A 17172-nucleotide genomic window follows, 5' to 3' on the forward strand; every position below is an offset into this window, starting at 1 on the left:
GATGACTTTCTCCGCCGGGCGGTTAACATGCCGGCCGGTGATCGAGGTCCGGGAGCAGCGGGTGGCGAGGTGGCGTGAGGCAGGGTGGGGGCGCGGCGCGTTTTGCGTCTGGCTTGCCTATGCCTTCGTGCTGCAGTTGTTCGTCGCGGGCATCGCGCTCGAGCGCTCCGCCGGCACGGCCATGGCCAGCGCGCCCGGCGGCAGTGCCCTGTGCGCCCGCAGCACCGGAGTTCCGGACAACACCCCGGAGTCGCCGCAGGCAGACCATTCCGTCTGCTGCGCCCTCTGCGCCTTCCATTCTCTGGCGCCGATCCTCCCGGTTGCCGCCGACGCCGGACGTCCTGTCGCGACCCCCGCGATTTCCGAGCGGGCAGCCGTTGCCGTCGCAGAGGGAAGTGGTCGCGACCGCCGCGAGCCGCGGTCCTCGCAGGGTCCTCCCCTCGGCGCCTGACCCCTGACGCCTTCGAAGGCCGAATCTGCCCCGCCTGCGCGGCCACGCCATTGCGTGTCCGGCTCGGGTGGCGGGCGGCTCATCAAGTCCAACCAGCAGGTTCATCCCGCCATGGGGCAGAAGCCCCATTGGCGCAACCAAGGAGCACCCATGTCCATTTTCCATCTCGCCCGCCGTGCCGTGATGGCCGCTGCCGTCGCCACCGTCGCCCTGACGGGCGCTGCCGTGGCGCACGACTACAAGGCCGGCTCGCTGCAGATCGACCATCCCTGGTCGCGTGCGACGCCGGGCGGCGCCAGCGTCGCCGCCGGCTATCTGGTGGTGAAGAACACCGGCGCTGCGCCCGACCGCCTCATCTCCGCCACCGTGCCGTTCGCCGGCCGGGTCGAGATCCACGAGATGGCCATGAAGGACGGCGTCATGGTGATGCGGCCCATCCCGGACGGTCTCACCATCCCGGCCGGCGGCAGCGTCGAGCTGAAGCCGGGCGGCTACCACATCATGTTCATGGACCTGAAGTCCCCGCTCAAGGAGGGCACCTCTGTGGACGGCACGCTGACCTTCGAGAAGGCCGGCAGCGTGCCCGTGAAGTTCCAGGTGGAGGGCCTCGGCGCCTCCGGCAGCGCCCATCCCGGCCACTGAGGCGGGAAACTCACGCGCACGACGCGCCGGTCCGGAAGGTACCGGCGCGTTTCGCCTCCGGGATCGCTTGACAGCGCGGAGGTGTTCGGTGCCTGCTGCACGTGCGAACGGTGCTCCGGTTGCCACGGCATCCGGAGTGAAACGGGAATGGGGTAGGGCCTGAACCTGCGCGGATATCCGCCGGGGTTGGCCCGAAGCCCCAACCGCCCCCGCGACTGTGAGCGGCGAGCGATCTTCCAGTATGCCACTGGCCACAGCCCCTAGGGCCGGCCGGGAAGGCGGGGGTGAGCGTAGACCCGCGAGTCAGGAGACCGGCCGATCGCATGATGATAACCCTCGGGCCGTCGGGTGAGACGGCAACGGAGACCAGCATGCATATCGAACCCGGACTCGTGGACGGGGCCAAGATCGGCCTCAGCTATGTCACGGCGGCCGCCGCCGGCGGCTACGCCCTGAAGCTTGCCTATGAGGCGGCGCGCGAGCGCGGTGTCCTCTCGCTGGCCGGCCGCACCCTCGCCACCACCGCTCTCGTGTTCAGCTTCTTCGAGGTGCTGCCGCACTATCCGGTGGGCGTCTCGGAAGTGCACCTCATTCTCGGCTCGACCCTGTTCCTGATGTTCGGCGCGGCTCCGGCAGCCCTTGGCCTCGCCTTCGGCCTGCTCGTCCAGGGCCTGTTCTTCGCGCCGTTCGACCTGCCCCAGTACGGGATGAACGTGACGACCCTGCTGGTGCCGCTGTTCGGCGTCGCCGCCGTCGCGCGCCGCATCGTGGCGCCGGGCACGCCCTATGTGGAACTGAAGTACGGGCAGGCGCTCGCGCTCTCCACCACCTATCAGGCCGGCATCGTCGGCTGGGTGGCGTTCTGGGCCGTCTATGGCCAGGGCTTCGCATCCGAGAACATCGCCTCGGTGGCGACCTTTGGTGGCGCCTACATGCTCGTCATCATCGTCGAGCCGCTGGTGGACCTTGCGGTGCTTGCGGCCGCGAAGGCGCTGCATGGCGCCTTCAAGGGCGGCAACCCGCTGCTGGAGCGCCGGCTCTACGACGCGGCCTGATCGCGCGCCCGACCCTCGGATAACAGAACGCCGGCGGTGCTCCCGCCGGCGTTCTGCGTTTCAGGGAGCCTCGACGGGCGGGGGCAGGGCGGGAGAGGGCAGGGCGGCTGGGGCTTCCGGGTCCGGCACCAGATGGCGGAGCGGATCGAAGCCGCCCACATGGTTCGCCCAGGCAAGGCCGACGGCGAGGCCCTTGGCGCGGGGCAGCACATGGAAGGCGGCCGCCACCGCCACCAGTTCGCTGGCCGCAAGCTCGAGCGCCAGCGGGAGGTCGCTGAGCAGCTCCAGAATGCCACCCACCAGCGATCCGGCCAGCAGCGCAAGAGGGATTGCGAGGACCGGCACGGCGTTGGTGACGCGGGCATGGCCCAGCGCCTCGCCGCAGTGCGTGCAGGATTCCGAGACCTGCATCCAGCGCCCGAACAGGGCACCTTCGCCGCAGGCCGGGCAACGCCCGGACCAGCCACGCCGCGCCGCCGCCTCGATGGGGCGGGGCGGGTTGAAGCCGTTGGTGTGATAGAGCCGCCGCGGCGCGCGGCGCGCCGGATCGAACGCGGTGCGGGTGACGGTGCCGAATTCCGCCGACATGGCGGCGCGGGCGCGCGCGAGCGCCTCCGAAGACGCGTGAGATTGCGTGTCTGACATGAACGAAAACCCGAAGGGCCGCATGGGCGGCAGGGACCGGAGGCGTCGGGAGGCTCCCGCGCCGGTTCAGCTTTGGGTCAGGTCACAGGAGGGCCACGCGCCTGGGCGCCGCGGGCTTGCTCGGCCGGCCGTCGTTCGCAGCGCGCGGGGAGGTGCGCGATGCGCCGGCCATCGGGCGCCGCGAGCGCGGGTTGCGGCTCCACGGCAAGGCCAGGCGCCGAGGTCAGAACACAGGCGTCGCAGGGATGGGCCTTGAGAACCGTTCCGGTGTCTGCGCCATTGAGGCAGAGGTCCGGCAGCGTGCCGTCCGGCAGCGCATAGGCCGCAAGATCGACGGGAGCCTCGGAGGAGGGCAGGGCGACAGGCTGATGGGCGAACCCGAGCGTCAGCTGCGCCAGCACGAAAAGTGCGGCAGCCGCTACCCGCAAGCCCTTGAATCCCAACCCGATGCCCATGCTCCGCTTGTGTGCAACGCGGCAGAAGGGGTCAAGCGCGTGAATCTACGCAGCGTCTCCCTGCCGCAGGCCGGCTCTGGACCTGCCTGAAGCAGCCGTTATGGTCGCCCGCAACCAGCCAGCGGAACGAAGCCCGAGGAACCGCCCATGACCAAGACCGTGCCCCTTCCCAATGGCGAGACGGTGCCCGCCCTCGGCCAGGGCACCTGGTACATGGGCGAGCGTTCCACCGCCCGTTCCGCCGAGGCGAAGGCCTTGCAGCGCGGCATCGACCTCGGCCTCACGCTCATCGATACGGCGGAGATGTATGCCGACGGCGGCGCCGAGGAGGTGGTGGGGGAGGCCATCGCCGGGCGTCGGGACGAGGTGTTCCTCGTCAGCAAGGTCTACCCGCACAACGCCAGCCGGACCGGCGTCGCCGCCGCCTGCGAGCGCAGCCTGAAGCGGATGAAGACCGACGTGATCGACCTTTATCTCCTCCACTGGCGCGGCAACCATCCCCTGTCCGAGACCATCGCCGGCTTCGAGGCGCTCCAGAAGGCGGGCAAGATCCGCCTCTGGGGCGTGAGCAACCTCGACACGGACGACATGGAGGAACTGCTCGCGACCAAGGGTGGCACTGCCTGCGCCGCCAATCAGGTGCTCTACAATCCGGGCCGCCGCGGGCCGGAATTCGATCTGTTCCCGGAGCTGCGCGCCGCGCGCATCCCGGTCATGGCCTACAGCCCCATCGAGCAGGCCCGCCTGCCCCGCGGCGGGGGGCTGGGCGCCGTGGCGAAGAAGCACGGTGTGGACCCGTTCCAGGTGGCGCTCGCCTGGGTGATGCGCAGCGGGGACGTGATTGCCATCCCCAAGGCGAGCCGCGTCGAGCATGTGGAGATGAACGCCGCCGCGCGCGATCTGGTGCTGGACGCCGAAGACCTCGCCGCCATCGACAAGGCCTTCCCCCCGCCGCGCCGCAAGGTGGGGCTGGAGATGCTCTGAAGCACTTTCAAGCGAAGTGGATGCCGGTTCGCGTGAAAATGCAGATGCTCTAGGCCGGTCGCGCGTCCGGATCGTAGGGCGCGGCGATGACCACCACGTCGGCGTCGGGAATGGCGGCGGTGAGTGTCTGGCGCAGGCCCTGCGTCACCGAGCTGACGTCGGCGATGGTGCGCCCGGGCGCAAAGCCCACCGTGATCTCCACATGGGCGACATTGCCGGACTTGCGGGTCCGAACGCCGATGAGCTGCTCATAGCGATCGAAGTAGGCGGCGAGCGCGGCGTTGACCTTCATCTGGAGCGGCTCGGCCAGCGCACGGTCGAGAAGGTCCGGCAGGGCTTCCGAGATCATGGCGCCGCCGATGACCAGCATGAAGGCCGCGCCGATAAGCCCGCCGATATCGTCGGCCGCCAGCCCCACCTCGGTATGCGGCAGCAGCACGTCGAGGGCGACGCACACCACCACCGTCACCGAGGCGACCGCCTTGGCGATGCGGGCGCGGAACTGGCTGAGCACGATGATGGAGGTGCCCGCGCGCGTCGCCCGCCACAGCGGAACCAGCGGCGCCAGATTCGTGAACAGGTTGTAGACGACAAGCCCCAGGGCGGCGGCCACCCAGAATGGCGGCAGCGGCTCGGATTCGGTCGAATCCATCACCTTGATGAGGATGAACACCGCAGCGAGCAGCAGCAGAACGCCGATGGCGGCCGCGAACATGCGCTCGAGCTTGCCGATGCCGAAATCGTAGAAATACATGCGGCCGCGATGGGCGGCGCGCAGCGTCACCAGCGCGAGGCCTTCCACCAGAAGCAGCAGGCCGCCGCGCAGGAGTTCCGCCAGCATGGCCAGCGAACCGATCCGCGACACGGTGATGAGGTAGGGCACGAAAACGCTGAAATCGAGAAGGATGGCGAACAGGATCGCCCGCTCCTTCTGGAGATCGGTCGCTGTGGGCACGCGCATCAAGCTTCGCCGTTCAGGCATGAGGAACGCGCGACCCTAACCGAGACGAGCAGGAGGCGGAAATACAATCATTTTCCGCCACGCATGACGAGCTTGTCGCCGCGGAACTCGAAGGCGTCCAGCCGCGACAGGAAGCTCATGCCGAGCAGGCTGGTGCGCAATGCGCCGGCGGGAGAGACGAGGGCGGGCACGTGCCGTTCGACAATGCTGCCGATGGTCATGGTGTCCAGCACCACCGCAGCCGCCCGGGTGCGGCCAGCCGCGGTGTCGACGGGTACGTCGTACTTCAGGAAATCCACCGGCAGGCCCACCGCCTGTGCCGCCTCGTGGGTCAGCACGACGGAGGAGGCTCCGGTGTCGACCAGCATGCTCACCCCGGAGCCGTTGATGCCGGCACGCACGGCGAAGTCGCCGCCCGCGCCGCGCGTCACCTCCACGATGCTCGTGCCGGTCTGCGCGAGATTGACCGCATAGCCCGGCGCGACCTCGGCCAGCACCTTGCGGCCGACCTGGGCGAGGGGGTCACGATAGGTGTAGCCGAGGGCCAGCAGCACCGCGAGCACCAGCCAGAAGGCGGCGGCCATGAGCGATTCGGCGATCCGGCCGCGAATGATGGACCACGCCGCCGCGCCGACGAACACGGCGATGGAAAGCTGCCCCACCAGCGCACCGAACTTGTTGATGTCGATGCCCGCCACTTCGCCCTGCTCGTGGTTCACCGCGAGGATGACGCCGCCGGCGAACAGGCCGATCAGGAGGAGCCAGAGGAGACGGTCGCTGCGCATGGCGGCCTATTCCATGAAGGCGTCCGGCGCCGTCTGCCGGAGACGCGCCAGACGGTCGGGGAGGACGGCCATGATCCGGTCGCGCGCATCCGGGGAGAAGGAGGCCCAGCCGCCGATCTCGCGCAGCGTCCGCCCGCAGCCGATGCACAGCCCGCTCAAGGGCTCCACCGCACACACCTTGATGCAGGGCGTGACGATGGTGCCGGTGCGGGAAACGGTCCGGGTTTCTGACGGCTCGGTCATGGTTGCGCGGGCGGGCCCTCGGCTCCTTCCGGCTGAGGCGGGGCGGGAATCGCCGCTCGCCTACCGTCCGCCGAAGATAAGCACGCCGAGGAGGAACACAATCACCGCCACCTGCTGGGTGGCGCCCGCCACGTCGCCGGTCTGCCCGCCGATGAGGCGGCTCGACAGGCGCATCATCACCAGCAGCGCCAGCACCGGCCCGATCAGGCCGGCAAAGGCCGCGCCGATGCCGAACGCCGCCACCATCAGCACGCAGACGATAAGCGCGGCGACCAGAGCGCAGGACAGCGCCGCCGCTTCCGAGGGCCGGCCGACGGACGCGCCGGCGCCATCCGTCCGGGCCGGGGGCAGGGCGGCGATGAGCAGCACCCCGGCGGCACGGGAGGCCGCTTCGCCGGCGATGAGGGCAAGGCCGGCGCGCAGCGGGCCGACCGACATGGCGAGCGCCTCCAGCGCGCCGATCCGCAGCAGCAGCCCCAGCAGGAGCGCGGTGCCGCCATAGGTGCCGATGCGGCTGTCGCGCATGATGGCGAGCTTCTGTGCACGGTCACGGCCGCCGCCCAGCCCATCCGCGGTGTCGGCCAGCCCGTCCTCGTGGAAGCATCCGGTGGCCAGCGCCAACGCCGTCACCGCCAGCACCGCGGCAAGGAACGCCGGCAGCTTCACCGCCATGGCGAAGATAAGGACCAGCGCCCCGATCAGGCCGAGCACCGCACCGGCGATGGGGATCGCATAGGCGATGCGGTCGATGTCGGGCGGCGCGAAGGCGGTGTCATCCCGCGCCGGCAGCGGCAGGCGGGAATAGAAGCGCAGCGCGGCAGCGAGGTCCTGTCCGAGTGTTCTGGCCATCGGTTGGGGCTCGTCGCTCCGGGCGTTGCGAAGGGGCGGGGGCCCCGCCGCCCTTGGGAGCGCCATTTGCGGCGCAGGTCAAGTACCGCGCAGGTCAGGACCCGCGTAGGTCACGGCCCGGCGCACGCGATGCGCACGGCGGGCCTGCCCAAATCCCCGATCAGAAGGTGATGAGGCCGATCATCTGGCGGATGAGGCTCAGTTCCTCGCCGCTGGTGGGCGTGGTCTGCGACACGAAGTCGAACACCTTGCCGTCCTTCAGTCCGTACTGGGCGATGCGCGTCACGCGCTTGTTCTTGTCGAAATAGACCGCGAGCACCTTCTGCTCGGTGATCTCCGGCTTCAGGAAGGCGACGCGCTGCTGGGTCTGGGAGATGTAGAAGAAGGCGTCGCCGTTCAGCGTCGCGACGGTGGACGGCGTGCCGAGCACCAGCAGCACCTGTTCCTGGCTCGATCCGACCGGGATCTGATCCAGCGCGCCATCGGCCAGCACGTAGCCGCGCTGATAGGTGCGAACCACGCCGGAGAGCTGGCCGCCCGTGCCGTTCACGATCACCTGGTCGCAGCCCGTGAGCGCCATCCCGGCGAGCAAAAGGGCGGCGGTCCCCGCAAGGCCGAGCCTCCGGTTCCTGGTGGTCGGCGCGTTCCCCGTGCGTTCATGCCTCTTGTCTCGTGACGCCACACGCATCCCCATTTTTGTCCAGTGAACGGCGCCCCGGCGCGCCGCCTCGGCTACCGCCCCTTGCCATGCGGGCGAGGGCGCGTTACGCCGCTTGCCCGTTCAACTCCTCGCCGGACCTTGGCCCGGAAGCCGAAATGCTCAACCTGTTCCGCTCGTCAAAGCGTGCCAAGTCCCGCGAGACCATCGAGCGCCTGTATGGCGTGATCGTGGCACAGTCGCGGCGGGCGGAGTTCTACACCGACTTCGGCGTTCCCGATACGCTGGAGGGACGCTTCGAGATGGTGGTGCTCCATACCGTGCTGGTCTGCCACCGCCTGAAGGACGGCGACGACACCGCGCGCGCTATGTCGCAGGAGATTTTCGACGCCTTCGCCGCCGACATGGACAGCACCATGCGTGAGCTGGGCGTCGGCGACCTCACCGTTCCGAAGAAGATGAAGAAGATCGGCGAGGCCTTTTACGGCCGTGTTGCGGCATATGATACCGCACTGGCCGACCGCGGCAACGCGCTTCTGGCGCAAGCTCTCGCCCGCAATGTTCTCGGCACGGAAGAGACGGTGCCCACGGCAGCCCCCTTCGCGGCCTACGTTCGTGCCGCTGCGGACAGCCTTGCGGCAACGCCCTTTGAAACCTTCGCCCGCGGCGTGCTGGTGCTGCCGGCGCCCCAACTCAGGCCTGCTCCGGAGGCGGGACAATGAGCGACCTTCCTTATTCCCACATGATCTCCGTCGCCGACCTCCCGCCGCTCGGCCTTCACTTGAAGCTCGCGCCCGATGCCGCCGCCACGGCGGCGCTTGCGCGCTATGCGGGCGTGCTCCACGCCGAAGGGATCCTGGCGACACTTCACCTTGTGCCGGAAGGCAGGGAGGGCGTGCGCGTCTCGGGCCGACTCACGGCCACCGTCCGCCAGACGTGCGGGGTGACGCTGGAGGCGTTCGACGCGCCGCTCGAGGAGGAAATCGACGTCCACTTCGCGCCCGCCGGCACCTACAAGCCCTCCGAAGAGGACGAGGAGAACGAGATCGACCCGCCGGACGAGATCGTGGACGGGCGGATCGATGTGGGCGCGCTGGTGTGCGAGTTCCTGGCCCTCGGCGTCGATCCCTACCCGCGCAAGCCCGGGGCGGTGTTCGAGCCGCCGGCGGAGGATCCCGCCATTTCGCCCTTCTCCGCACTCTCCCGCCTGAAGGACAAGGAGTGAGCGCACCTCGCCGCCCCGGAGCAGTTGCGATGGCGCCGCGACACGCTATTGTCCGCCCGCCGCAACGGCGACGGTAACGACGGGACATGCTTGCCGGGATTCCTGATCCCTCACCTTTTCCGCCAGGGCAGAGCCCGCCGCCATTCGATCGAAGCAGGGATTTACGCCGGAGATGACCGTACCCGTCCGCATCGCCGTCGACGCCATGGGCGGCGACCATGGACCCGAGACGGTCCTTGCAGGGGCGGAAATCTCGCTGGGGCGCCATCCCGACACAAGCTTCCTCCTCTATGGCGATGAGGCACGGGTCCGCGAGGTTCTGAAGAGCCACCCCAAGCTCGCTGCCGCGTCCCGCATCATCCACACCGACGTTGTGGTCGGCATGGACGACAAGCCGAGCCAGGCGCTGCGCCGGGGCCGCTACAAATCGTCCATGTGGAAGGCCATCGACGCGGTGAAGGTCCACGAGGCCGACGTTGCCGTGTCCGCCGGCAACACCGGCGCTCTGATGGCCATGGCCAATTTCAATCTGCGCACCATGCCGGGCATCAGCCGCCCCGCCATCGCCGCCATCTGGCCGACGTTGCGCGGCGAGACGGTGGTGCTGGACGTGGGCGCCTCCATCGGCGCCACAGCCAAGAGCCTCGTCGAGATGGCGATCATGGGCTCGGCCATGGCGCGGGTGCTGTTCGACATCGAGAAGCCGACCGTCGGCCTCCTCAATGTGGGCGTCGAGGAGATCAAGGGCGTCGAGGAAGTGAAGGAAGCCGCGCGCATCCTCCGGGAGGAGGGGGTGTCGGTGAACTATCACGGCTTCGTCGAGGGCAACGACATCGGCGCCGGCACGGTGGACGTGGTCGTGACCGAGGGCTTTTCCGGCAACATCGCCCTGAAGACCGCCGAGGGCACGGCCAAGCAGCTCGCCTCCTACCTGCGCTCGGCCATGAGCCGGACGCTGCGGGCCAGGATCGGCTATCTCTTCGCGCGCGACGCCTTCCGCGTGCTGAAGGAGAAGATGGACCCGCGCCGGGCCAATGGCGGCGTGTTCCTCGGCCTCAACGGCGTCGTCATCAAGAGCCACGGCGGCACCGACGCGGAGGGCTTCGCCGCCGCCGTCGACCTCGCCTATGACATGGTGCGCCACCAATTGCTGGCGCACATCGAACAGAGCCTCACCAGCCGCAGGCCTCCGGAGATTTCCGAGCGCCGGCCGGAGGCCGCAGGGGCGGAAGGACAATCGTGAGCGGTATCAGGTCCGTCGCCCGGGGCACCGGGTCCTATCTTCCCGAGCGGGTTCTCAGCAACGCCGAGCTCGCGTCACGCATGGACACGTCCGACGAGTGGATCGTCCAGCGCACCGGTATCCGCCAGCGGCACATCGCTGCGGAAGGTGAATTCACCTCCCACCTCGCCATCAAGGCGGCCCAGCGCGCGCTGGATGCGTCCGGCCTCACCGCCGCCGACATCGACCTGATCATCCTCGGCACCGCGACGCCAGACCTGACCTTCCCGGCCACCTCGGTGACGGTACAGGCCGAGCTTGGCATCACCCGCGGCGCCGCCTTCGATGTCCAGGCGGTGTGCTCCGGCTTCGTCTTCGCCCTCGCCACGGCCGACGCCTATCTGAAGACCGGCGCCTTCAAGCGGGCGCTGGTGATCGGCGCCGAGACCTTCTCGCGCATCCTCGACTGGGAGGATCGCGGCACCTGCGTCCTGTTCGGCGACGGCGCCGGCGCGCTCGTGCTCGAAGGCGTGGACGCGGCGACAGCCGGCGATTCCGGTCTCCTGACCTCCCATCTGCGCTCGGACGGCCGCCATCGCGCCAAGCTCTATGTGGACGGCGGGCCGTCCACCACGGGCACGGCCGGCCATCTGCGCATGGAAGGCAAGGAAGTGTTCAAGCACGCGGTGGGCATGATCACCGACGTGATCGAGGACGCCTTCGCCGCCACCGGCGAGAGCGCCGCCAGCATCGACTGGTTCGTGCCCCATCAGGCGAACCGCCGCATCATCGACGCCAGCGCGCTGAAGCTGGGCATTGCACCGGAAAAGGTGGTAACGACCGTGGATCTCCACGGAAACACCTCCGCGGCCTCCATCCCCCTGGCGCTTGATGTCGCAGTGCGGGATGGGCGGATTACCAAAGGTGATCTGGTGTTGCTTGAGGCAATGGGCGGCGGATTCACCTGGGGGTCGGCACTGATCCGCTGGTAGACCACATAATGCGTTGACCTTGCTCGGCTGGCGCGGCTAGTTTGCCGGACGCCGTTGCCCGCAGGCGCTGGGGTCTGTGGGAGGTGCGGCGTCGTATCCGTCACATTCGTGCAGCCTCAACTGTTAAGAATTGCTGCGTTTGCAAGGCTGGGCGGTCGCAGGGCGTTGGCGGCCGGTCCGAGCGCGCTTTCAGGGGTCGGGGAGACATATGGCTGGTCGGACCGTAACGCGGGCGGATCTGTGTGAGGCCGTCTATCAGCAGGTTGGACTTTCTCGCACCGAGTCTGCCCAGCTCGTCGAGATGGTTCTGAAGGAGATTGCGGACTGCCTCGCCCGCGGCGAGACGGTCAAGCTGTCTTCGTTCGGTTCCTTTGTCGTGCGCGACAAGGGCGAGCGCATCGGGCGCAATCCCAAGACCGGCCAGGAAGTGCCCATCGAGCCCCGCCGGGTCATGGTGTTCAAGCCCTCGAGCATCCTGAAGCACCGCATCAACGGCACCGAGCCGGACGGCGCCGACGAGGACTGATCCCCGTCGCCTGCCCACGGACAGGATTTCGTAACCGATCGCGCGAACAACCGGGGACAAGCCCTTGCCGTGGCTTGTCCGCCTTTCCGCATGCGCCAATCGCACCTATGATTCCCGCACGGGCTCTGGGCGATTCGGTCGAACGAAGCGGGAGACAAGGTGGGCGACGCGCGCGAGACGGAGAAAGCTCCGGACGCCTTCCGGACCATCAGCGAGGTCGCGGACGAGCTTGAGCTCCCGCAACACGTCCTGCGCTTCTGGGAAAGCCGCTTCACCCAGATCAAGCCGGTGAAGCGCGCCGGCGGCCGGCGATTCTACCGGCCGGAGGACGTGGACCTCCTGCGCGGCATCCGCCACCTGCTCTACACCGACGGCTTTACCATCAAGGGCGCCCAGCGCGTGCTGAAGGACCAGGGCGTGCGCTACGTCCAGGATCTCGGCATCGAGCGCGAGGTGGCCTCCATGCGCTCCGCGCGTCCGGCCCGCGCCGCCGGCGGGGAGGGCGTGACGTTCGGCGGCCTGCTTGGTCTGCTGCCACGCCGGCGCGGCAAGGGGCGGGGAGGGGAGGAGGATGTCCTTCCCGAGCTGCCCGAAAGCGCCGAGCTGCCGCTCCCCTTCCCCGATGCCGAGGCCGACCGCGATCTCGCGTCCGAGCCAGCCGCCCCCCCGAGGCCCCTGCGTGAAGGCAGCCCCCGTGGCGGCCGCTCGGAGCGGCTCGATCCCGCGTTCGATGCCCCGCAGCGGGAAATCCCCCTGCGCAATCAGCCGCTTCGCGACAAACCCGAATTCGACGGATCGAGCCGCGCGCCTGATCGCGACAAGGCTCCCCCGGACCGCCGGCGCTCCGGAGAGGACGACCGCCGCGAGCCCTCGTTCGAGGCGCCCCGGACCGAGGCGGACGACTTTCCCGTCCGGCGCTCAGTCCCGCGGCACGATGCGGATATGGATCGCGACACCGCTCCGATGCGTCGGAGTGATCCGGGATTGGAACCGCGGCTGGAGCCGGGCGCCGAGCGTCATATGCGTCGCGATCGTTCCCACGCGGACATCGATGTGGACGAGATGGCGAGCCGACGCGCGGAGCCGCCTCCGCCCCGCCGGGCCGTGCCGGAGGGGCATCCGGGCGAACGGCTCGAGCCTCAGCTGCGCCCCATGCAGCGGCCGAGCCGCGGGCCGGCGTCGCGTCTCGCCATGCCGGCCGACGATCAGGCGCCCCATTCGCCCGAGCTCGACGACCCGCTGCTGCCGTTCCTGGATGATTTTCCGCCGGCACCGCAGGTGTCCGAGCCCATCGAGGACCGCATCCGCCGCCTCAAAGCGCAGGATCGACGTCCGCCGCGCCCGCATGAAATCCCCGAGTACGACGCCCGCGACGAGGCCCCGCGCGCGCTGGAACCAAGCCGTCCCGATCGCTCCGCGCCCTTGCCCCGCGAGCCGGAGGAATATCCGGGCCCGCCCGAGGATTTCGTCCCCCGCCACGCCCGGCGGCCGGCGGCCGAGAATCGCGACTGGCTCGAGGCGGAGCCGCCCCCTCCGCGCGACCGCGATACGCGCGAGGGCCGGCTGCTGCGTGACGGCGATTGGCGCCAGACCGATTGGGTGGAAAGCGCGATCGTTGAACCGACAGCCTCGGACGCCGATGGGCGCACCGACTGGCAGGCCAGGGACCGGCAGGACGAGGATCGGAGGGACGAGGCGTGGCGGGACGACGGCCGCTGGGCGGCTGACGCGCCTCCCGAACCGCCCCGCGCATTCCATGCCCCCTCCGCCCGTCCGGCCGATGACGAATGGCCCCAGGCCGCGCCACTGCCTGCCGAGGCGCCCGCCCCTTACCGACAGAACCCGAGAGCCGCCGAGCCGGAGTATTCCATGAACGACCAGGATCGGCCCCATGATCGGTCCGAGGATCGTTACGCCGATCGGCCGTCGGACCGGCGCGCCTTCGAGCGGCCCGTGGACCGCCCGCGCCGGCCGGACCCCCGCGCCGGTGAGGCGCGGCGCGAGCCGTCGCTGGGCGTCGCACCCGCCCCTGCGCCACGCGCTGGCGTGGAACACCCCATGAGGCGTGAACCCTACCCAACGGAATCGTACGGTCCGGGAGAGGTGTCGGCCCGCCTGCCCCGGTCGCCGGGCAGTTGGCAGGGCGAGGCCATGCGCCGCGCGATCGACGAGGAATGGGGCGAGGGGGCCCCGCAGGCCCTTCCCCGCGCCACGCGCGTCGGACCGCTCATCGGCCCCATCAGCGAAGAAGGCGAGGGCGGGTTTCCCATGCCGGAGTCCGAACAGCGGCTTCTGGCCGAGCGCATGGCCAGCCGGGGCTTGGCACCTCAGCCTGCCGCACCCGCGCAGGCCCAAGCGGCGTCGGTTCAACCGACGCGGCCGGCGGCCGAGGAGGTTGTCGTCAGCCAGCAGGCGGAGCCGAGCCAGAGGCTCCCCCGTGAGCCTTTGCGTCCCGGACCGCCGGAGCAGTATCTGCCGCCGCATCTTCGGTCGGAGCCGCGCGTGGTGGGCCAGCCGCCCATGGCGGCCCCGGTGCTCTCCCGCGACGACGTGCACCGGATGCAGTCGGCACTCTATGAGCTGGGCGAATGCCGTCGGCTGATGGAAGGGCTGACCGGACGGCGGGGCGAGGCCAGAGCGGCCGACTGACCGGCCATCATCGGGGTCGAGCAAGGCCGGGCGCGAGGCGATCCTCAGGCACGCCCGGCCTTGCTTTCAATTCCGTCCGGTCACTCGACGACGGAGAGGGAAACGCGGGTGACGCCAGAGCCGGTAAAGCCGAGCTCCGACGCTGCGGCCTTGGACACGTCGATCACCCGGCCACGGACGAACGGCCCGCGATCGTTGATGCGGACCACGACGGCTTTTCCATTGCGAAGATTGGTGACACGCACCTTGGTGCCGAAGGGCAGGGAACGATGGGCGGCCGTGTAGGCCGTCGGGTTGAAACGTTCACCACTCGCGGTGCTGCGGCCTTGCCAATAGTAGGAGGCGATGCCGGTGGAGGTGTCCGCGTTCGCCATGTTCGGAACGGCCATGGAGGCCGGCAGGGACAGGGCGGCGCAGGACAGGACCACACGTATCTTCATCCGTTCAATCTTCCGTGTTGTTGAGGAAGATCGCCGAATGACCGCGCAATCAGGCCACATTGACACGGTTCGCCGGCGAAAGAGTGGCGATTCGTTCTCCTCTGCCACAATCCCGCCGCGATGTAACACCGAACAGCGCAGCCTAAGGTGGTATCTTTATCCCGTTTGAATTATCCCTGGGGAGAGCGGCGCGCGCTTCGCACATTCGGTTCCGGAGGGGCTTGTCGGGGCCCCGGTGATGGTCTAAGCCTCCCCTCCACGTCGGAGCGTAGCGCAGCCCGGTTAGCGCACTAGTCTGGGGGACTAGGGGTCGGAGGTTCAAATCCTCTCGCTCCGACCATTCCATCCCGGCATCCGCAGTATCCCATCCCATTTTCGATCTGTGTGATGCCTGGGCCTGAGCCGCCTCGGAGCGCGGCCATCTTCTCCCTCCTGTCTGAATTTCTGAGCCCCCGAATGGGGGAGCCGTTGACGCGCGCGCGGCTGCTGCCGGCTGCGCGCTTGCACCGGGTGTTGCCCATTGCTCACCTGATGCTTCAGACGAATCGCGATTCGCATCTCTTTGCTGGCATGTGATTTTCTGCCGGAACCTCATCCAACCCTGCAGGGTTGGTGCGGCGGCAAGTCCGCGGGCTTTCGGGGCCAAGGGCCGCTTCAGTCACGATGAAAACGCCGCCCTACAAGGTGGTGCGGTGTGACTCCGGGCGCGATTTGGAGCACCCTGAGGCAGATTCTGCGCCGGGTGATCCCGGCCGCCGGGAGAGACGTGATGCCCCCCTCCAGCGACGCCGCAACCCTGACCTTCACCATCCTCGGCTGCGGCTCCTCGGGCGGCGTACCGCGGGTGGGGCAGGGGTGGGGCGCCTGCGATCCCGCCAATCCGCGCAATCGCCGCCGCCGTTGCTCGATGTTGGTGGAGCGCGTTGGGCCGGGCGGCAAAACCAGCGTCCTCGTCGATGCTTCGCCGGACCTGCGGGAGCAATTGCTCGGCGTCAACGTGACCCATCTGGACGCCGTCCTGTTCACCCACGAGCACGCCGACCACACCCACGGGATCGATGATCTGCGGCCTCTGGCCATTCACAACCGCAAGCGCGTCGATATCTATGCGGACGAAGATACCGCTCGCGTCTTGCATCAGCGCTTCGCCTATTGCTTCGCCACGCCCCCGGGCAGCGCCTATCCGCCGATCCTGAACGACCATCGGTATCGGGAAGGCCGAGAGATCGTCATCGATGGCGCGGGCGGCCCGATCGCGGCGCTGCCGTTCCGCCAGCGGCACGGCGACATCGACGCCTTCGGCTTCCGGTTTGGCGGCGTGGCCTATTCAAGCGACGTGAATGGGTTTCCCGAAAACAGCCTGATGCATCTGCACAATCTCGACGTCTGGATCATCGACGCCCTGCGGGAGACGCCGCACCCCTCGCATTTCACGCTTCAGGAGGCGCTGGACCATGTGGCGCTGCTCAAGCCCAATCTCGCGATCCTGACCAACCTGCACACGGACCTCGATTATTCCGCCCTGGCGGCGCGCCTGCCGGAGGGGGTGATTCCTGCCTATGACGGGATGCAGTTCACGTCAGACATCCGATCCGGCGCGACCGTCCACGAGCGGACTGGCGCGGCAGGCTAGCCTCCAGAGCGATTCGGATATTGCTTCTGAAGTCTCACGTAAGTCGCTGTCTTGGATGGATAAAATTGTGAATTTCGGCGGTACCGAACCGTAGCACCCAGCGGAGCGAAGGTTGCCCCGTGCCGCCTAAATTCCATAATATCTCTTCTGCGATTATTGTTTTCAGGGGAGACGCGATCGCCCCGCCTCACGCGTGCTGCACCTTCAGGTCGACCAGCGGCGTGCCGTCGAGGCAGTCCAGGCCGCGCACCATCACCTTGAGCCCCTCCACGCCCACGAGCGTGACGACCGAGGACGCGACGGGGTTCGGCCGCACCGGCGAGCGCAGCGCGAAGGTGCCGCGGGTGCTGCCGTCTCGCGGGCTCTGGAGAACGAGGTCGCGGCGGGCCCGGTCCATCCAGTAGAGCACCTGGAGGTGCGGGCAGTCGGCGACGCCCGTCAGCGCGTCCGCCCAGCGCGGATCGATCTCCAGCGTGCAGACCGGCCCCTCCTCCGGATCGCCGCGGCGCGGACAGGTCCCGCGCACCGTCCACGGCGTGCGGATGCGGCCGATGAAATAGAGCCCCGCATCGAACCGTTCCGGCAGCGCGACGCAGGTCTCGCCGGGCCGGATGTCGTCGTCGATGGGGCCGGTGGGCGCGATTTCGATCATGGGCGGGAATCCGTTGGACGCCGACAGCATAGGCGTCGCAACCCCGTGCTCAAAGGCGGCATCGGGCGCAGTCGCGCGCGGCGTGCCCGCGCATTAGGATGGTGC

General features: G+C 68.9%; 19 protein-coding genes, 1 tRNA gene, 1 pseudogene and 1 riboswitch. Of the genes and pseudogenes, 12 read left to right on the top strand and 9 right to left on the bottom strand.

The annotated features are described in order from the left end of the window. Position 1: 1 nt before the first annotated feature. The 3 genes from ACE3QW_RS13825 to ACE3QW_RS13835 all read left to right on the top strand — a co-directional run bounded on the left by ACE3QW_RS13825 (position 2) and on the right by ACE3QW_RS13835 (position 2148). On the top strand, positions 2-451 hold the full coding sequence (locus tag ACE3QW_RS13825) for a hypothetical protein (RefSeq protein WP_374251899.1): 450 nt from the start codon (positions 2-4) through the stop codon (positions 449-451). A 150-nt stretch (positions 452-601) separates the two neighbouring features. Continuing rightward, positions 602-1093, top strand: a complete 492-nt coding sequence (locus ACE3QW_RS13830; protein WP_374251900.1) for a copper chaperone PCu(A)C — start codon at positions 602-604, stop codon at positions 1091-1093. 91 nt (positions 1094-1184) lie between these two features. Continuing rightward, positions 1185-1428, top strand: a riboswitch (cobalamin riboswitch). A 36-nt stretch (positions 1429-1464) separates the two neighbouring features. After that, positions 1465-2148 (top strand): energy-coupling factor ABC transporter permease, encoded by a 684-nt coding sequence (locus tag ACE3QW_RS13835; protein WP_374251901.1) that lies wholly within the window; start codon positions 1465-1467, stop codon positions 2146-2148. A gap of 60 nt (positions 2149-2208) precedes the next feature. On the opposite strand, the gene ACE3QW_RS13840 is transcribed toward ACE3QW_RS13835, so the two are convergent. Both ACE3QW_RS13840 and ACE3QW_RS13845 read right to left on the bottom strand, forming a co-directional pair. Beyond that, positions 2209-2793, bottom strand: a complete 585-nt coding sequence (locus tag ACE3QW_RS13840) for a DUF983 domain-containing protein (protein WP_374251902.1) — start codon at positions 2791-2793, stop codon at positions 2209-2211. Positions 2794-2870: 77 nt separating this feature from the next. Next, positions 2871-3248 carry a hypothetical protein gene (locus tag ACE3QW_RS13845; protein ID WP_374251903.1) on the bottom strand — a complete coding sequence of 126 codons (378 nt, stop codon included), beginning with the start codon at positions 3246-3248 and terminating at the stop codon, positions 2871-2873. A gap of 147 nt (positions 3249-3395) precedes the next feature. On the opposite strand from ACE3QW_RS13845, the gene ACE3QW_RS13850 reads away from it, so the two are divergent. After that, positions 3396-4232, top strand: a complete 837-nt coding sequence (locus tag ACE3QW_RS13850) for an aldo/keto reductase (RefSeq protein WP_374251904.1) — start codon at positions 3396-3398, stop codon at positions 4230-4232. Between the two features lie 49 nt (positions 4233-4281). Here ACE3QW_RS13850 and ACE3QW_RS13855 read toward each other — a convergent pair whose 3' ends face one another. From ACE3QW_RS13855 to ACE3QW_RS13875, 5 genes are all read right to left on the bottom strand, one after another. Next, complete coding sequence (locus ACE3QW_RS13855; RefSeq protein ID WP_250167549.1) at positions 4282-5193, bottom strand: cation transporter; 912 nt, start codon at positions 5191-5193, stop codon at positions 4282-4284. A gap of 68 nt (positions 5194-5261) precedes the next feature. After that, entirely contained in the window at positions 5262-5978 is a 717-nt protein-coding gene (locus ACE3QW_RS13860) for a TIGR02281 family clan AA aspartic protease (RefSeq protein WP_024279031.1), read from the bottom strand. 6 nt (positions 5979-5984) lie between these two features. Next, positions 5985-6221 carry a DUF1289 domain-containing protein gene (locus tag ACE3QW_RS13865; RefSeq protein ID WP_284145531.1) on the bottom strand — a complete coding sequence of 79 codons (237 nt, stop codon included), beginning with the start codon at positions 6219-6221 and terminating at the stop codon, positions 5985-5987. 60 nt (positions 6222-6281) lie between these two features. After that, positions 6282-7070 carry an adenosylcobinamide-GDP ribazoletransferase gene (cobS, locus tag ACE3QW_RS13870; RefSeq protein ID WP_374251905.1) on the bottom strand — a complete coding sequence of 263 codons (789 nt, stop codon included), beginning with the start codon at positions 7068-7070 and terminating at the stop codon, positions 6282-6284. Between the two features lie 160 nt (positions 7071-7230). After that, on the bottom strand, positions 7231-7650 hold the full coding sequence (locus tag ACE3QW_RS13875; protein WP_250167547.1) for an outer membrane protein assembly factor BamE: 420 nt from the start codon (positions 7648-7650) through the stop codon (positions 7231-7233). A gap of 236 nt (positions 7651-7886) precedes the next feature. Here ACE3QW_RS13875 and ACE3QW_RS13880 point away from each other — a divergent pair, with 236 nt between their 5' ends. From ACE3QW_RS13880 to ACE3QW_RS13905, 6 genes and pseudogenes are all read left to right on the top strand, one after another. Further along, complete coding sequence (locus ACE3QW_RS13880) at positions 7887-8450, top strand: ubiquinol-cytochrome C chaperone family protein (protein ID WP_374251906.1); 564 nt, start codon at positions 7887-7889, stop codon at positions 8448-8450. Beyond that, a complete protein-coding gene (locus tag ACE3QW_RS13885) occupies positions 8447-8953 on the top strand; it encodes a DUF177 domain-containing protein (RefSeq protein WP_024279026.1) in 507 nt (168 codons plus the stop codon). The genes ACE3QW_RS13880 and ACE3QW_RS13885 overlap by 4 nt, the downstream gene beginning before the upstream one ends. Before the next feature lie 172 nt (positions 8954-9125). Further along, a complete protein-coding gene (plsX, locus tag ACE3QW_RS13890; RefSeq protein WP_024279025.1) occupies positions 9126-10196 on the top strand; it encodes a phosphate acyltransferase PlsX in 1071 nt (356 codons plus the stop codon). Then, positions 10193-11167 (top strand): beta-ketoacyl-ACP synthase III, encoded by a 975-nt coding sequence (locus ACE3QW_RS13895; RefSeq protein ID WP_029558531.1) that lies wholly within the window; start codon positions 10193-10195, stop codon positions 11165-11167. The genes plsX and ACE3QW_RS13895 overlap by 4 nt, the downstream gene beginning before the upstream one ends. Before the next feature lie 208 nt (positions 11168-11375). Then, on the top strand, positions 11376-11693 hold the full coding sequence (locus ACE3QW_RS13900) for an integration host factor subunit alpha (RefSeq protein ID WP_024279023.1): 318 nt from the start codon (positions 11376-11378) through the stop codon (positions 11691-11693). A 159-nt stretch (positions 11694-11852) separates the two neighbouring features. Next, a pseudogene (locus ACE3QW_RS13905) lies at positions 11853-12131 on the top strand (MerR family transcriptional regulator); the annotation flags it as partial. Positions 12132-14422: 2291 nt separating this feature from the next. Here ACE3QW_RS13905 and ACE3QW_RS13910 read toward each other — a convergent pair. Continuing rightward, complete coding sequence (locus ACE3QW_RS13910; protein WP_024279021.1) at positions 14423-14782, bottom strand: septal ring lytic transglycosylase RlpA family protein; 360 nt, start codon at positions 14780-14782, stop codon at positions 14423-14425. Between the two features lie 262 nt (positions 14783-15044). Between ACE3QW_RS13910 and ACE3QW_RS13915 the strand changes: the two genes are divergently transcribed. Continuing rightward, positions 15045-15122, top strand: a tRNA-Pro gene (locus ACE3QW_RS13915). Positions 15123-15551: 429 nt separating this feature from the next. Beyond that, complete coding sequence (locus ACE3QW_RS13920) at positions 15552-16415, top strand: MBL fold metallo-hydrolase (protein ID WP_374251918.1); 864 nt, start codon at positions 15552-15554, stop codon at positions 16413-16415. 187 nt (positions 16416-16602) lie between these two features. Here ACE3QW_RS13920 and ACE3QW_RS13925 read toward each other — a convergent pair whose 3' ends face one another. Then, positions 16603-17067, bottom strand: coding sequence for an SAM-dependent methyltransferase (locus ACE3QW_RS13925; protein ID WP_374251907.1), 465 nt, complete (start codon positions 17065-17067; stop codon positions 16603-16605). Positions 17068-17172: the final 105 nt, after the last annotated feature.

Origin of the sequence: Xanthobacter sp. (assembly GCF_041911315.1) — a bacterium.
GTDB classification, from domain to species: domain Bacteria; phylum Pseudomonadota; class Alphaproteobacteria; order Rhizobiales; family Xanthobacteraceae; genus Xanthobacter; species Xanthobacter aminoxidans.

Excerpts from the sequence above, each read along its gene's own strand:
- ACE3QW_RS13850 (WP_374251904.1), top strand. The coding sequence starts at position 3,396 with ATGACCAAGACCGTGCCCCTTCCCAATGGCGAGACGGTGCCCGCCCTC.
- ACE3QW_RS13835 (WP_374251901.1), top strand. The coding sequence starts at position 1,465 with ATGCATATCGAACCCGGACTCGTGGACGGGGCCAAGATCGGCCTCAGC.
- ACE3QW_RS13900 (WP_024279023.1), top strand. The coding sequence starts at position 11,376 with ATGGCTGGTCGGACCGTAACGCGGGCGGATCTGTGTGAGGCCGTCTAT.
- ACE3QW_RS13880 (WP_374251906.1), top strand. The coding sequence starts at position 7,887 with ATGCTCAACCTGTTCCGCTCGTCAAAGCGTGCCAAGTCCCGCGAGACC.
- plsX (WP_024279025.1), top strand. The coding sequence starts at position 9,126 with ATGACCGTACCCGTCCGCATCGCCGTCGACGCCATGGGCGGCGACCAT.
- ACE3QW_RS13910 (WP_024279021.1), bottom strand. The coding sequence starts at position 14,782 with ATGAAGATACGTGTGGTCCTGTCCTGCGCCGCCCTGTCCCTGCCGGCC.
- ACE3QW_RS13875 (WP_250167547.1), bottom strand. The coding sequence starts at position 7,650 with ATGGCGCTCACGGGCTGCGACCAGGTGATCGTGAACGGCACGGGCGGC.
- ACE3QW_RS13825 (WP_374251899.1), top strand. The coding sequence starts at position 2 with ATGACTTTCTCCGCCGGGCGGTTAACATGCCGGCCGGTGATCGAGGTC.
- ACE3QW_RS13920 (WP_374251918.1), top strand. The coding sequence starts at position 15,552 with ATGCCCCCCTCCAGCGACGCCGCAACCCTGACCTTCACCATCCTCGGC.
- ACE3QW_RS13855 (WP_250167549.1), bottom strand. The coding sequence starts at position 5,193 with ATGCGCGTGCCCACAGCGACCGATCTCCAGAAGGAGCGGGCGATCCTG.
- ACE3QW_RS13830 (WP_374251900.1), top strand. The coding sequence starts at position 602 with ATGTCCATTTTCCATCTCGCCCGCCGTGCCGTGATGGCCGCTGCCGTC.
- ACE3QW_RS13860 (WP_024279031.1), bottom strand. The coding sequence starts at position 5,978 with ATGCGCAGCGACCGTCTCCTCTGGCTCCTCCTGATCGGCCTGTTCGCC.
- ACE3QW_RS13840 (WP_374251902.1), bottom strand. The coding sequence starts at position 2,793 with ATGTCAGACACGCAATCTCACGCGTCTTCGGAGGCGCTCGCGCGCGCC.
- ACE3QW_RS13845 (WP_374251903.1), bottom strand. The coding sequence starts at position 3,248 with ATGGGCATCGGGTTGGGATTCAAGGGCTTGCGGGTAGCGGCTGCCGCA.
- ACE3QW_RS13925 (WP_374251907.1), bottom strand. The coding sequence starts at position 17,067 with ATGATCGAAATCGCGCCCACCGGCCCCATCGACGACGACATCCGGCCC.
- cobS (WP_374251905.1), bottom strand. The coding sequence starts at position 7,070 with ATGGCCAGAACACTCGGACAGGACCTCGCTGCCGCGCTGCGCTTCTAT.
- ACE3QW_RS13865 (WP_284145531.1), bottom strand. The coding sequence starts at position 6,221 with ATGACCGAGCCGTCAGAAACCCGGACCGTTTCCCGCACCGGCACCATC.
- ACE3QW_RS13885 (WP_024279026.1), top strand. The coding sequence starts at position 8,447 with ATGAGCGACCTTCCTTATTCCCACATGATCTCCGTCGCCGACCTCCCG.